Raw genomic sequence first — 13,915 nt, 5'->3', positions numbered from 1 at the left:
GGCGAACCGCACAGAAAAGCCGCCCGTCCCGGGCGGCCTGTGTTCGCGTCAGTGGTGATCTCTGCGCACAGCTACTCCGGCCGCCTGAAAGCGGCCCACCAGAAGGCGTTCATCGTGCGCACGATCGCCAGTATAGGTCTACCGTCAAAGCATGTTCATCGTGCTGCTGAAGTACGCCGCGCCACTGGAACAGATCGACTACGCCCTGCCCGACCACCGCGAGTGGGTCGAGAAGCAGTACGAGCGAGGTCTCTTCCTCGCTTCGGGGCGTCAGGTGCCGAGGACCGGCGGCGTGATCATCACGCGGCCCATGCCCCGGGGCAAGCTCGAGGCGCTGCTCGCCACGGACCCGTGGGCCGAGCAGAAACTGGTGAAGTACGAGATCTGCGAGTTCGAGGCGACGCGGACGGCGCCGGAGCTCGTGAAGCTGAACGAGGCCGTGCTGCAGCACTAAGGCCTTTGGCTGAGCCACTCGATCGCCGCGCCGAGCGCGTCGTCGCTGCCGACGAGCGTGTGCGGGGCGATCGGGGTGTTGCCGTACGTCCGGCCGGTGCGGTCGGCCATGAGCGCTGTGGTGATCGCGAGCCGGGCGCCGTCGGGCAGCGCGAACGGCCGGTTGGCCGTCACGTAGCCGGCGGTCGGCTCGCCGAAGCCGCGTGCGTTCTCCGCCCCGAGGAACGAGATCAGCACCGCCTCGCCGGAGCTGGCGGTTCTTCCGTTGACCAGCACCGCCACCGGCCGGTGCACCGCCCGCGGGATCCTCCTGAACACGAACGTGAGGCGGCGGCCGAGGTAGACGTGCCGGAAGCGGATCCCCCATTCGGTCGTGGTGCCGTCCGGTTCGACGAACGCACCGGCCCTGCCCTCGCCCAGCAGCGGCGACACGACCGTGAGCATCGGGTACATGTCGCCACCTCCGTTGCCGCGCAGGTCGACCACCCAGCCGGCGGGCCGCCGGCCGACGAGGTCGCGCACGACCTTCAGCCCGGCCGTCACGTAGGCCGCGCGGTTGCCCGACGCGGTACCGGGAAGCGTCAGCCGCGCGGTGGAGCCGATCATCCGGCCGGTCGGGGCGGTGGCCTTCGGTGCCGCGGTCGCGCGCTGGGAGGTGATCAGGTGGGTGTGCGGGTTGCCGAGCTCGGCGATCACGCGCCGGATCGCCTCGTAGGTGTCCTCCGGACCGCCGGCGTCCGCGGTGGCGAGGTGAGCTCGCGCACGCAAGGCGGGCCAGTCGGCCTTCTTGCTCTCCATCGAGTGCCGCTCGAGGAGGTCGAGAGCCCTGTCGACGTACGCGCGGGTGCTCAAGCGGCCTTCTTCTGCGCCTTCTTGGCCGCCTTGGCCGCTTTCTTCGCCGCCTTCGCGCGGGCCTTGTCACGCTCCTTGAGCAGGAACGGGACCGGGCAGCGCTTGCACTGGGGCTTCGACCGGCAGCACTTCTTCTTGAGCTTTTTACCCACTGGTTGAACTCCACTCCGACACGTGTAGCTAGAGTAGGTGAGGCTCACTTCACTAGGCACACTTGTGTGGTAATGCCGACGCGGCCGGTAGTATTGGTAACGGCTGTGCGCATCGACGTGTCCGGCGCGAGCCCCTCCAACGCCTTCGAAGCTCTAGGAGTTCTGCGTGCCCACGGCCACCGCGTCTGCCCTTCAGACGCGAACTGACCTGCGAAATGTCGCGATCGTCGCGCACGTCGACCACGGCAAGACCACCCTGGTCGACGCGATGCTGCGCCAGTCCGGCGCCTTCTCCGCGCGTGCCGAGCTCGTCGACCGGGTCATGGACTCCGGCGAGCTCGAGCGGGAGAAAGGCATCACGATCCTCGCCAAGAACACGGCTGTGCGCAGGCACACGCCGGACGGCGACGTGATCATCAACGTGGTCGACACCCCCGGCCACGCCGACTTCGGTGGCGAGGTCGAGCGCGCGCTGGCGATGGTCGACGGTGTCGTCCTGCTCGTCGACGCGTCCGAGGGCCCGCTGCCCCAGACGCGGTTCGTGCTGCGCAAGACGCTCGCGGCCGGCCTGCCGGTGATCCTGCTGGTCAACAAGGTCGACCGCCCCGACGCCCGCATCTCCGAGGTCGTCGAGGAAGCCCACGACCTGCTGCTGGACCTCGCGACCGAGGTCGGCGCCGACGAGTCCGTGCTGGACCTGCCGGTCGTCTACGCCTCCGCGCGGGCCGGCCGGGCGTCGCTGACCCAGCCCGAGGACGGCGGCCTGCCGGACGAGGAGAACCTCGACACCCTGTTCCAGGTGCTGCTCGAGCACATCCCCGCCCCTCACGTCGACGTCGACGGCCCGCTGCAGGCGCTCGTCACGAACCTCGACGCCTCGTCGTTTCTCGGTCGTATCGCACTGTGCCGCATCCACCGGGGCACGCTGCGCAAGGGCGAGACCGTGGCGTGGTGCCGCGAGGACGGCGATCCCGTCAAGGTCCGCATCACCGAACTGCTGATCACCGAGGCGCTGGACCGCGTCCCCGCCGAGTTCGCCCGTGCGGGCGACCTGGTCGCCATCGCCGGCATCGCGGACATCACCATCGGTGACACGCTGGCCGACGCCGAGACCCCCGAGGCGCTGCCCCGGATCACGGTCGACCAGCCGGCCATCTCGATGACCGTCGGTGTGAACACCTCGCCCCTGGCCGGCCGCAACGGCGGCACCAAGCTCACCGCCCGCGTGCTCAAGGCGCGTCTCGACGCCGAGCTCGTCGGCAACGTCTCCGTCCGCGTGCTCCCGACCGAGCGCCCGGACACCTGGGAGGTGCAGGGCCGCGGCGAGCTGGCGCTGGCCATCCTGGTCGAGCAGATGCGCCGCGAGGGCTTCGAGCTGACCGTGGGCAAGCCCCAGGTCGTCACGCACATGGTCGACGGCAAGATCCACGAGCCGTTCGAGCGCCTGTCCGTCGACTGCCCCGAGGAGCACCTCGGCGCCGTCACGCAGCTGCTGGCGAACCGCAAGGGCCGCATGGAGAACATGTCGGGCCACGGCACCGGCCGCATCAAGCTCGACTACGTGGTCCCGTCGCGCGGCCTGATCGGCTTCCGCACGGAGTTCCTCACCGAGACCCGCGGCACCGGCATCGCGAACGCCGTCTCCGAGGGCTACGGCCCGTGGGCGGGCGAGATCCGCACCCGCCACAACGGCTCCCTGGTCGCCGACCGCACCGGCTCCATCACCGCCTACGCGATGATCCAGCTGGCCGACCGCGGCACGTTCTTCGTGGAGCCGGGCGCCGACGCCTACGAGGGCATGGTCGTGGGCGAGAACCCGCGCGCCGAGGACCTCGACGTCAACATCACCCGCGAGAAGAAGCTCACGAACATGCGCTCCTCCACGGCCGACGTGATGGAGACCCTGGCCCGTCCCCGCAAGCTCTCGCTCGAGGAGGCGCTGGAGTTCTGCGCCTCCGACGAGTGCGTCGAGGTGGCCCCGGAGGTCATCCGCGTCCGCAAGGTGACGCTCGACGCCAACCTGCGCGGCCGTGAGCGCTCGCGGCTGAAGCAGCGCGGCTGATCCCAGCGCTGTCTGACTCAGCGCCGCAGCAACGCCTGACAGGGGCGGCCGGGCCGATGGCCCGGCCCGCCCCTCGTCGTGTGTCCGGCAAGCGCTGTGGGCGCGTTCCAGCGGGCCGGAACCCGCTCCGCAAGGCGAACCACCCGGCCAGGTGAGCCGTACTACAGACCGGACGAGCAACCCCTCACGCGCCCCTCACGTCCACCCAGTGGCGAGGGTGACAAAACCCGGGTTGCCCGAACGCCACCACCATCCTTCTGGCAATGTGAGGACCCATGAGGCGACTCGGGGGAGTGCTTGCCGCGGCCGTCCTGTGCGGCGCCGCGGCGGCGTGCACGAACGCGCCGCCTCCGCCGCTCGTGCCGAAGACCGAGGCGCCCGTCATCACCACCACGGGGCCCAAGGTCACCGAGATCGTGGTCGGCGTCGACGACGTGGCGGGCGGCTACAACCCGCACGCACTGGCGGCGCAGAGCCCCATCACGACGGCGCTGAGCTCGCTGCTGCTGCCGAGCCCGTTCCGGCCCGGCAACGACGGCGCGCCGCAGCTCGACCGGAACCTCATGGTCAGCGCGAAGGTCACCAAGGCCGAGCCGTTCACCGTCACGTACACGATCCGCAAGGACGCGAGCTGGTCGGACAGCGCTCCCATCGCCGCCGAGGACTTCTACTACCTCTGGCAGCGGATGCGCGTCGAGCCCGGTGTCGTGGATCCGGCGGGTTACCGGCTCATCGACACCATCAGCTCGCGCGAGGGCGGCAAGGTCGTCGAGGTCGCGTTCGGCAAGCCGTTCCCGGGGTGGCGGAGCCTGTTCTCGAACCTGCTGCCCGCGCACCTGCTCAAGGACGCGCCCGGCACGTGGTCGAACGTGCTCAGCACCGGGTTCCCGGCCACCGCCGGGCCGTTCCAGGTGCGCAGCCTCGACGAGCCGCGCGGTGAGGTCGTGCTGGAGCGCAGCGACCGGTACTGGGAGGTGCCGACGACGCTCGACCGGGTCGTCATCCGGCGGGCCACGCACAGTGCGATGGCCGCGTCACTGTCCAAAGGCGACAACCAGGCCGCGCTGCTGCGAGCGGACGCGTCGGACGTGAACCTGCTCAGGACGGTGCAGGACCTCACCACGAAACCCGTGCCGCGCAACGAGGTCGTGCAGGTTCTCCTCAGGCCGGCCAGCGAGCAGCTCGAGGACGTCAAGGCGCGGCGGGCGATCGTGGCCGCGCTCGACCGGGAGGCGCTCATCGCGTTCGGTACGCAGAGCGGGCCGAGCACCGAGTTCCGGGCCGACTCGTACGTGGTGCCGCCGAGCCGCACCGGGTACCAGAAGACGATCACCGCCAACACGCTCGACCCCGCGCTGGCCGAGCAGCTCCTCACCGAGGCCGGGTACGCGAAGTCCGGGAGCGGGTGGCAGAAGGACGGCAAGGCCCTCAAGCTCAGGATCGCGGCGCCGGAGAAGACCGAGCCGTACGCCGGCATCGCGAACCGGATCAGGGCGCAGCTGCAGGAGCGCGGGATCGACTCCGAGGTCGTCACGCCCAGTGCCGAGGACCTCTTCAGCAAGCAGCTGACGGAGTCCGGCATCGACATCGCCGTCGTGCCCAGGGTGGACGCCGGCGACTCGACGGCGGGGCTGGCGAGCTCGTACGGGTGTGCCGGCGACGCTCCGGACGGCGGGACGCCGAGCCCGCAGAACCAGGCCGGGTTCTGCGACCCGGCGATCCAGGCGGACATCGACGCCGCGCTGACCGGCAAGGTGCTGCTGTCGGACGTGCTGGCCAAGGTCGAGCCGTTGATCGCGGCTCAGGCCGTCTCGGTGCCGTTGTTCCAGGTAGTTGATCTACTTGGTGTGCTTCCCACCGTTTCGGGCGTCGACACCGGGGCGCCGCTCGCGGGAGTGCTCAGCGGAGCACCCGAATGGCGGCGTCTCGACCAGTAGCCGGCGGGTGTGAAAAACCGTTGCGCGCGCCCTTCCGGCGTTGCTACTTTCGGCCGCCGTCGTTGACAGAATTCCAGCTGCCCGGTCAACGAACGCTGGCGCCCGGTAATCGGGCCACTGCGGCGTGCTACAACCTGTTTCCATTGGGTCACGATCACCCTCCCAGGTAGTGACCGCCGCCTCAACGGGTTTCTACCGTGCTGCCCACGATGTGCCGGTTCGGGGCGCGTATGGCACATCTCGGTTATGGGCGTGCATGCCGACCTGGCCACGGCCGCCCAGTGCTAGGAGGGCACGTGTCAATGAGGAGAACCAAAGCACTTCCGGCGATCGCGCTGGTTGCCAGCGCGTCTCTCGTGCTGGGTGCCTGCGGTGGCGGTGGCGGAACCAATGACGCCGACGGTGGCGACGCCACCGTCGCGGAGATGGCGACCGCCCGCGGTGAGTCTGCGGACGGCTACACCGCGCCGGAGACGAAGCAGAGCGACCAGGTCGTCGTGTCGACCGACAAGCCGTTCACCGCGTACAACAACGCGACTGAGGACGCCAACCAGTCCTACAACACGTTCGCCCTGGTGATGACCCAGCCCGGCGCGCACATCATCAACGGCAACAACAAGGTGATCCTGAACAAGGACACCATGGAGTCGATCGAGGTCACCTCGAAGTCTCCGCAGGTCGTGACCTGGAAGCTCAAGAAGGGCGTCACCTGGTCCGACGGCGAGGCCTGGGACTGCGACGACTTCTACATGGCGTGGTTCGCGCAGTCGAACTCCTCGAAGAAGGCCGACGGCAGCAAGTTCTTCAAGCCGGCCAGCACGACCGGGTACGAACTCGCGACCGGTGAGTGCAAGGACGACCAGACGTTCGTCGGCACGTTCTCCTCGCCGTACCCGGACTACGAGGACATGTTCAACGCCGACGTCCTCCCGGCGCACATCCTCGAGAAGAACGCCGGCATCGCCGACATCACCAAGCTGAACAAGGACAGCGCCGCCGCTGACCTGCAGAAGGCCGCCGACTTCTGGAACGAGAAGTGGAACGGCTTCACCAAGGAGCTCATGCCGGGCGCGGGTCCCTACGTGCTGACCGGCTTCGAGCCGAACCAGTCGGTGACGCTCGAGCGCAACCCCAAGTGGGTCGGCAAGCCCGGTGGTCCCGCCAAGATCGTGCTGAAGGCGATCCCGGACCCCGTCGCGCAGGCGCAGGCGCTCGAGAACGGTGAGGTCGCCGTCAACTCGTTCGCCCAGCCCGACGCGAACGCGGCCACGAAGCTCAAGGGCCTGAGCGCCCAGGGCGTCACGTTCGGCGCGGGCCCCGGCCTGTCGTTCGAGCACCTCGACATCCAGATGAAGCACCCGGTGCTGTCGAAGGAAGAGGTCCGCAAGGCCTTCTTCATGTGCGTCAAGCGCCAGGACATCATCGACAAGCTCATCAGCGAGGTCCAGGCCGACGCCAAGCCCATGGGCAGCCTCATGTTCTTCCCGACGGACGAGGGCTACAAGGACGTCTACGCGGACAAGGCCAAGGGTGACCCGGCCGAGGCCAAGAAGATCCTGACCGACGCGGGCTGGACGCAGGGTGCCGACGGCGTGTTCGCGAAGGACGGCGTCCGCGCCTCCTTCCGGATCAGCCACACCGACATCCCGCGCCGCAAGCAGACCGTCGAGCTGATCCAGGGCCAGTGCAAGGAAGCCGGCATCGAGGTCAAGGACGACACCGACCCGAACTTCCTCGACGAGCGCGTCTCCGCCGGCGACTACGACGTGGCGCTGTTCGCCTGGTCCAGCTCGCCGTTCAAGAGCCCGAAGAAGTCGATCTACGAGACCGGCGGTGGCCAGAACTGGCAGAACCTGTCCGTGCCGAAGGCCGACGAGGCCCTGAAGACCGCCGTCTCGCAGACGACGATCGCGGACTCCCTGAAGTACTTCCAGGAGGCCGACGAGGCTATCGCGGGTGCGTACGCGTCCTTCCCGCTGTTCCAGATGCCGAACATGTGGGCGTTCAAGGGACTCGACCGCGTGTACTTCCAGAGCTACTACGGCGCGCTTTGGAACGCCAACGAGTGGCAGACCAAGTAATCGCCATAGCTGAAGTGCGCAACGCCTGACCGGGCGGGGCCGGACCACGAGTCCGGCCCCGCCCGAGCCGGGTTGCCCCCTAGGAGCCCGCCGTGATCCGCTACATCATCCGACGGCTGCTGATCTCGATACCCATTCTGATCATCGGCAGCTTCGCCTGTTACGTCCTCGTCGCCACCGCCGGAAACCCCTTGGCGGAAATGCGATTCCGGCCCGGCGTCACCGAAGCCGACCTCAGGGCCGCCGAGGCGGCCCTCGGCCTGGACCAGCCCGTCGTCATCCGTTACTGGAACTGGCTCACCGACTTCCTGTCCGGTGACTGGGGCCAGAGCATCGCTCTCGGTCAGGCCAAGACCGCCGTCTTCCCCGCCGTCACGGACGCGCTGTGGACCACCGGACGTCTCGTCATCGGCGCCGAGCTCCTCGCTCTGACCCTCGGTGTCTCGGTCGGCGTGCTCGCCGCCGTGCGCCAGTACTCGATCTTCGACTACCTCGCCACCAGCACCGCGTTCCTCATGTTCTCGATGCCGATCTTCTGCGTCGCGGTCATCGTGAAGAACTACGGCATCCAGTTCAACAACGTCCTGGAGTCGATGGGGCTGGACCGCTGGCTCACCACCGCGGGCCCCCGGCCCGGCGGGTTCAGCGGCAGCTTCGGCGAAGTGATCTTCAAGTACACCGGCACGTTCCTGCTGCCGACGGTGGCGCTGATGCTGATCAGCTTCGCCGCGTACAGCCGGTTCGAACGCGCCTCCATGCTCGAGATCCTGCACTCCGACTTCGTGCGCACCGCGCGGGCGAAGGGCATCTCGCAGAGCCGGGTGATCTTCCGCCACGCGTTCCGCAACGCGCTCATCCCCGTCGCCACGCTGTTCTCGCTGAACTTCGGTGCCGTGCTGTCCGGCGCGATCATCACCGAGACGGTGTTCGGCTGGTCCGGCATGGGCACGCTGCTGGTGAACTCCGTGCGGCAGTTCGACCCGCCGATGCTCATGGGCTGGCTCGCGGTCACCGCGACGCTGATCGTGCTGTTCAACCTGATCGCCGACGTCGTGTACGGCATCCTCGACCCCAGGATTCGCCTTGGCTAACATCAACATGACGTCCGAGAGCGGCGTGGTGGGCAGCGCTCCCCAGTCCGACTCGCACGAGTTCGACGCGTCCAACACCCGCACGCAGGGCCAGCTCGTCCTGCGGCGCTTCCTCCGCCACCGGCTCGCGATGGTGAGCCTCGGTGTCTTCGTCTTCCTGGTGCTGTTCGCGTTCGCCGGTCCCTTCGTCTGGACCTACGACTACGAGGACGTGTCCAGCAAGTCCTACCTGCCGATGAGCGGCACCCACCCGCTCGGCACCACCCAGGTCGGCAAGGACATGCTGGCGCTGCTCATGCGCGGCACCGGCTACTCGCTGCAGATCGCGTTGATCGTGGCCGCGCTCGCGACCGCCATCGGCGTGACCTTCGGTGCTCTCGCGGGATATCTGCGCGGTTTCGTCGACACGGCGCTGATGCGGCTCGTCGACCTGCTGCTGATCATCCCGCAGATCGCCGTCGCCGCGATCGTCGTGAAGGGCTTCTCCGGCAGCTGGTACGTCGTGGCGCTGGTGCTCGCCGCCTTCGCCTGGATGCAGATCGCCCGGATCACCCGCGGTGAGACGCTCTCCCTGGCGCAGCGGGAGTTCATCGAGGCGGCACGTGCCTGTGGCGCCAGCACGCCGCGGATCATCTTCAAGCACCTCGTGCCCAACATGATCGGCAGCATCACGGTCAACGCCACGCTGGCCATCGCCGCCGCGGTGCTGACCGAGGCCGCGCTCTCGTTCCTGGGACTGGGAGTCCAGCCCCCGGACACCTCGCTCGGCGTGATCGTGCTGGAGAACTACGGGCAGTTCCTGCAACGGCCGTGGCTGTTCTGGGGTCCGTTCATCGTACTCGTCTCGCTCTCCCTCGCCGTCAACTTCATCGGTGACGGCCTGCGCGACGCGTTCGACCCGAGGCAGACGAAGGTGCGTGCCTGATGACCAGTGTTTCCGAACTGTCGGAGGACTTCCTGCCCTCCGATAACGGCGCTGACAGCGCTGCCACCACCGCACCGCTGCTCTCGGTCAGGGACCTGTCGGTCACGTTCCCGACCGACGACGGAGACGTCCGCGCCGTGCGCAACGTCTCGTTCGACCTCAACTCGGGCGACGTGCTCGGCATCGTCGGCGAGTCGGGCTCAGGCAAGTCCGTGTCCTCCATGGCGATCATGGGCCTGCTGCCCAAGAACGCCGTCATCGAGGGCTCCATCCGCTACCGCGGTGAGGAGCTGAACGGCCGCACCTACAAGCAGATGCAGCCGTTCCGCAGCAAGCACATCTCGATGATCTTCCAGGACCCGATGACGTCGCTGAACCCCGTCTACACGGTCGGGTGGCAGCTCGCCGAGACCTACCGGGCGCACCACAACGTCTCCAAGAAGGCGGCGTGGGCCAAGGCGGTCGAGGCACTGGAACTGGTCGGCATCCCGCAGCCGGACAAGCGCGCGGCGCAGTACCCGCACGAGTTCTCCGGCGGCATGCGGCAGCGCGTGGTCATCGCGATGGCGATCATCAACGACCCCAGCGTGATCATCGCCGACGAGCCGACCACCGCGCTCGACGTGACGGTGCAGGCGCAGATCCTCGACACCATGCTGCGCATCCAGGCCGAGACCGACGCGGCGATCGTCATGATCACGCACGACCTCGGCGTGGTCGCGGGCATGGTGAACCGCGTGCAGGTGATGTACGGCGGCACCGTGGTCGAGTCCGGCCCGGTCGACGACGTCTTCGAACGCCCGCGGATGCCCTACACCGTGGGGCTTCTGGGCTCGGTCCCGAACCCGTCCACGCTGGGCAAGCGGCTCACTCCGATCAAGGGCGCGCCGCCGTCGCTGGTGAACCTCCCGACCGGCTGCTCGTTCTCGCCGCGCTGCCCGCTCGTCGCCGACGTGTGCCACGAGTGGGAGCCGGAGCTCGAGGAGGCCGGCGTCGCGAACCACCGGACGCGGTGCCACCGCTGGGAGCACCTCGCGACGATCGAGCAGCCGCAACGGCTGTTCCTGCACGAGGAGATCGGCACGGTGGAGAACCCGGCGGTGTTCGCCGCGGCGAACCCCGACGCCTCGCTCGAGGTCACCGCCGTGCACGAATCCCTGATCACGGATGAGGAGGCGAAGTGACCGCTCCGCTGCTGGAGGTCACCGACCTCGTCAAGGAGTTCCCCGTGCGCGGCAAGGGGATCATCCCGCGCAACATCGGCACGGTGCAGGCCGTGTCCGGGGTGTCGTTCACGCTGCACCCCGGTGAGACGCTCGGCCTGGTCGGTGAGTCCGGCTGCGGCAAGTCCACGACCGGGCGCGCGATCCTGCAGCTGCACAAGCCGACCTCGGGCTCGGTGAAGTTCGAGGGCCGCGAGCTCACGTCCATGAGCAACAAGCAGTTGCGGCCGTTGCGCAAGGACATCCAGATCGTCTTCCAGGACCCGTACGCGTCGTTGAACCCCAAGTGGCAGGTCAACGACATCATCGCGGAACCCCTGGTGATCCACGGTGTCGAAGGCGGTGTGCAGCGCCGGGTCAACGAGCTGATGGAGCTCGTGGGCCTCAACCCCGAGCACCGCGCCCGCTACCCGCACGAGTTCTCCGGCGGTCAGCGCCAGCGCATCGGCATCGCGCGGGCGCTCGCGCTGAACCCGCGGTTCCTCGTGCTGGACGAACCGGTGTCCGCTTTGGACGTCTCGGTGCAGGCCGGTGTCGTGAACCTGTTGGAGGAACTGCAGGAACGGCTCGGGCTCGCGTACCTGTTCGTCGCGCACGACCTCTCGGTGGTGCGGCACATCTCCGACCGCGTCGCGGTGATGTACCTCGGCAAGATCATCGAGATGGGTGAGCGCGAGGCCATCTACACCAGGCCGATGCACCCGTACACGCAGGCGTTGCTGTCCGCGGTGCCGATGCCGGACCCCAAGCAGGAACGCCGGCGCCAGCGGATCGTTCTGACGGGTGACGTGCCGTCGCCGGTGAACCCGCCGTCGGGCTGCCGGTTCCGGACCCGGTGCTGGAAGGCACAGGACATCTGCGCCACCGAAGAACCGAAGCTGGAAAGGCGGGGTGACCCGGAAGGAACGTTGTCCGCGTGCCACTTCGCCGAAGAAAAGTCGGTCGTGTGAGGTGAGGTCGTGGGTGGTCGTGATCGCTTCGGCGACCGCGACCACCCACGATCTTGTTGGCTGTGGGTGCTGCGTCACCGGACCTGACACAACCTTTACTCTTTTCCGGTGACGCTGACTGCCCCACCACGGTTGCTCTTCGTGCACGCCCACCCGGACGACGAGAGTCTCTGGACCGGCGGCACCATCGCGCGCTACGCCTCGGCCGGCGCGCACGTCACGGTCGTCACCTGCACGCTGGGAGAAGAGGGCGAGATCATCCCGCCCGCGCTGGCGCACCTGGCCGCCGACGCCGCCGACCAGCTGGGCGGGTACCGCGTGGGCGAGCTCAGATCCGCCTGCGCCGCGCTCGGCGTGACGGACCACAGGTTCCTCGGCGGCATCGGCCGGTGGCGCGACTCCGGCATGGCCGACGTGCCGTCCAACGCGCACGCACGCGCGTTCATCCAGGGAGCACTGGACGACCAGACCGCCCAGCTGGTCGAGATCCTGCGTGAGGTCAAGCCTCAGGTCGTCGTGAGCTATGACGCGTTCGGCGGCTACGGCCACCCGGACCACATCCGCGCACACGAGATCACCGTGGCCGCCTGTGCCCAGGTCTCCGAGGTCGAGCGGGTCTTCTACGCGGTGACGTCCCGCGACGCCACGAACGCCGGTGTGGCCGCGCTGGAGGACGTCCCCGAGGCGTTCCGGCTGCCCGAGCCCGGCGAGCTGCCGGTGACGCCGGATGAAGAGATCACAACGGTTGTCGACGTGTCCGGGCACCTGGCGGCCAAGCGCCGCGCGTTGCGGGCACACTCGACGCAGGTCAGTGTGTGGGACAGCGGCTACGCGTTGTCGAACGACATCGCCCAGCCGCTGGTCGGCGCCGAGTACTACGTGCTCGCGAAGGGCTCGCCGGAGGGCGCCGAGACGGATCTGTTCGGAGGACTGGGTGACCGCTAGCCGGCGAGTGTTGTTGTTGCTGCTCATGTGTGTCGGGGCAGCGGTGCTCGCTGTGCTGGAAACGATCTTCCTGCCGTTGCGGCTCGACGGCACGTTGCTGCCGCGGTTGTGGGACCTGCCGTTCCCGATCACGGCCGTGGTGGCCATGGTCACGACACCGGCCCTCGTGTCCTGGGCGGCCGCGCTGTCCGAGCGGCTCATCGTCGCCGCGCTGCCGTTGCTCGTGTGGTTCTTCACCACACTCGTGTTCGGCTACTTCGAACCGGGCGGCATCAGCGGAAGGACCCTGCTGCTGCAGGACTGGCGCGGCGTGCTGCTCGTCGTGGGCGGCATGCTGCCCGGCGCGGTGGCCGTGGGCGCCGTGATGGCACGCAACGCGGCGAACCGGCCGAGCCGCTACGAGACCGCGGGGATCCAGTAGCGGTAGCGGTGGTGCTCGGTGCAGCCGAGCTCCTCGTACAGCCTGATCGCCGCCTCGTTGTGCTCGGCGACCTGGAGCACGCACGTCGTGGCGCCATGGTCGAGGCCCCAGCCCGCGAGCTCACCCATGAGGCGCCGTGCGAGGCCCTGACGGCGGTGTGCGGGCCGCACGGCGAGACGGGCCACGTGCAGCAGGTCGTCGACCACGGCGCCACGCACGGCGGCGATCACGGTCTCGTCCTGGGTGACACTCGCGAAACAGACGTTGCCGCCGCTGCCGAGGACGTGCCGCTGGGCGGCGGACACCTCGGATCCGGCCGTGAGCTCCCACCATCCGGGAAGATCACGGCTCTCGGCTACGCCCTCGGCGAACTTTTCCAGCGGACCGGTCATCACCAGCGACTCCGCGCCGCCGGGATGGTCGAGGTCGACCCGCCAGCCCGCGGCCGCGAGCTCCCGCTCCCAGGATGAGCCGATGATCACATGAGCGGTGGGTTTGATGCCGTGCCCGCGGGCGAACCCCTGTACGGCCGTCACCGCGTCCGGGATCGGCATGCCGGGATCGCCGCAGGTCAACGTGCTGTTCGCGCGTCCGGTGAACCCTGCGGCGGCGCGCATCAACCAGTCTCCAAGCGGGACTTCTGCCAGGGCGGGCCATGCTCGCGCGCAGAGCGTTTCCAGGTGGTCCACGGTGTGCACACGTCCATCCTGACCCCGGTGGCCAGCGATTTTCCGGTCAGGCGTTGTGACGTGGGACACCGTGCAGCTAAGGCAAGCCTGACCGGGTGATACTCGAACCTGCCGCGTACTCTCCGGCTTGCGCG

General features: G+C 68.5%; 13 protein-coding genes. 10 read left to right on the top strand and 3 right to left on the bottom strand.

Annotated features, from left to right (window positions below; genetic code table 11):
- The first annotated feature begins 151 nt into the window (after window positions 1-151).
- A complete protein-coding gene (locus ACRSBM_RS35970; RefSeq protein ID WP_434450666.1) occupies window positions 152-454 on the top strand; it encodes a YciI family protein in 303 nt (100 codons plus the stop codon).
- On the opposite strand, the gene ACRSBM_RS35965 is transcribed toward ACRSBM_RS35970, so the two are convergent.
- Together ACRSBM_RS35965 and ACRSBM_RS35960 are read right to left on the bottom strand one after the other, a co-directional pair.
- Entirely contained in the window at window positions 451-1,305 is an 855-nt protein-coding gene (locus tag ACRSBM_RS35965; protein WP_434450664.1) for a S41 family peptidase, read from the bottom strand. The genes ACRSBM_RS35970 and ACRSBM_RS35965 overlap by 4 nt on opposite strands.
- Window positions 1,302-1,457 (bottom strand): hypothetical protein, encoded by a 156-nt coding sequence (locus tag ACRSBM_RS35960; protein WP_434450663.1) that lies wholly within the window; start codon window positions 1,455-1,457, stop codon window positions 1,302-1,304. The genes ACRSBM_RS35965 and ACRSBM_RS35960 overlap by 4 nt, the downstream gene beginning before the upstream one ends.
- A 166-nt stretch (window positions 1,458-1,623) precedes the next feature.
- Here ACRSBM_RS35960 and typA point away from each other — a divergent pair, with 166 nt between their 5' ends.
- The 9 genes from typA (at window position 1,624) to ACRSBM_RS35915 (ending at window position 13,092) form a co-directional block, all read left to right on the top strand.
- On the top strand, window positions 1,624-3,519 hold the full coding sequence (gene typA, locus ACRSBM_RS35955) for a translational GTPase TypA (RefSeq protein ID WP_434450661.1): 1,896 nt from the start codon (window positions 1,624-1,626) through the stop codon (window positions 3,517-3,519).
- A 275-nt stretch (window positions 3,520-3,794) separates the two neighbouring features.
- Complete coding sequence (locus ACRSBM_RS35950; RefSeq protein WP_434450659.1) at window positions 3,795-5,456, top strand: ABC transporter family substrate-binding protein; 1,662 nt, start codon at window positions 3,795-3,797, stop codon at window positions 5,454-5,456.
- Window positions 5,457-5,758: 302 nt separating this feature from the next.
- A complete protein-coding gene (locus ACRSBM_RS35945) occupies window positions 5,759-7,537 on the top strand; it encodes an ABC transporter family substrate-binding protein (RefSeq protein WP_434450657.1) in 1,779 nt (592 codons plus the stop codon).
- Window positions 7,538-7,629: 92 nt separating this feature from the next.
- Window positions 7,630-8,628: an ABC transporter permease gene (locus ACRSBM_RS35940; protein ID WP_434450655.1), complete on the top strand. Its 999-nt coding sequence runs from the start codon at window positions 7,630-7,632 to the stop codon at window positions 8,626-8,628.
- 1 nt (window position 8,629) lies between these two features.
- A complete protein-coding gene (locus tag ACRSBM_RS35935; protein WP_434453363.1) occupies window positions 8,630-9,553 on the top strand; it encodes an ABC transporter permease in 924 nt (307 codons plus the stop codon).
- On the top strand, window positions 9,553-10,737 hold the full coding sequence (locus ACRSBM_RS35930; protein ID WP_434450653.1) for an ABC transporter ATP-binding protein: 1,185 nt from the start codon (window positions 9,553-9,555) through the stop codon (window positions 10,735-10,737). The genes ACRSBM_RS35935 and ACRSBM_RS35930 overlap by 1 nt, the downstream gene beginning before the upstream one ends.
- Window positions 10,734-11,726, top strand: a complete 993-nt coding sequence (locus ACRSBM_RS35925; protein WP_434450651.1) for an ABC transporter ATP-binding protein — start codon at window positions 10,734-10,736, stop codon at window positions 11,724-11,726. Before ACRSBM_RS35930 ends, ACRSBM_RS35925 begins: the two co-directional genes overlap by 4 nt.
- 108 nt (window positions 11,727-11,834) lie before the next feature.
- On the top strand, window positions 11,835-12,671 hold the full coding sequence (gene mshB, locus ACRSBM_RS35920) for an N-acetyl-1-D-myo-inositol-2-amino-2-deoxy-alpha-D-glucopyranoside deacetylase (protein WP_434450649.1): 837 nt from the start codon (window positions 11,835-11,837) through the stop codon (window positions 12,669-12,671).
- Window positions 12,672-12,723: 52 nt separating this feature from the next.
- Entirely contained in the window at window positions 12,724-13,092 is a 369-nt protein-coding gene (locus ACRSBM_RS35915) for a hypothetical protein (RefSeq protein WP_434450647.1), read from the top strand.
- Here the strand turns inward: ACRSBM_RS35915 and ACRSBM_RS35910 are convergent.
- Window positions 13,068-13,781: a GNAT family N-acetyltransferase gene (locus ACRSBM_RS35910; protein WP_434453361.1), complete on the bottom strand. Its 714-nt coding sequence runs from the start codon at window positions 13,779-13,781 to the stop codon at window positions 13,068-13,070. The genes ACRSBM_RS35915 and ACRSBM_RS35910 overlap by 25 nt on opposite strands.
- Window positions 13,782-13,915: the final 134 nt, after the last annotated feature.

Source organism: Lentzea xerophila (assembly GCF_051094245.1).
Taxonomy (GTDB): Bacteria; Actinomycetota; Actinomycetes; order Mycobacteriales; family Pseudonocardiaceae; genus Lentzea; species Lentzea xerophila.
This window is presented reverse-complemented; position numbering and strand designations above follow the sequence as displayed.

What these genes read in the sequence shown, in the direction of transcription:
- ACRSBM_RS35970 (WP_434450666.1), top strand. Translation starts at nt 152, where the DNA reads ATGTTCATCGTGCTGCTGAAGTACGCCGCGCCACTGGAACAGATCGAC.
- ACRSBM_RS35930 (WP_434450653.1), top strand. Translation starts at nt 9,553, where the DNA reads ATGACCAGTGTTTCCGAACTGTCGGAGGACTTCCTGCCCTCCGATAAC.
- ACRSBM_RS35945 (WP_434450657.1), top strand. Translation starts at nt 5,759, where the DNA reads ATGAGGAGAACCAAAGCACTTCCGGCGATCGCGCTGGTTGCCAGCGCG.
- ACRSBM_RS35950 (WP_434450659.1), top strand. Translation starts at nt 3,795, where the DNA reads ATGAGGCGACTCGGGGGAGTGCTTGCCGCGGCCGTCCTGTGCGGCGCC.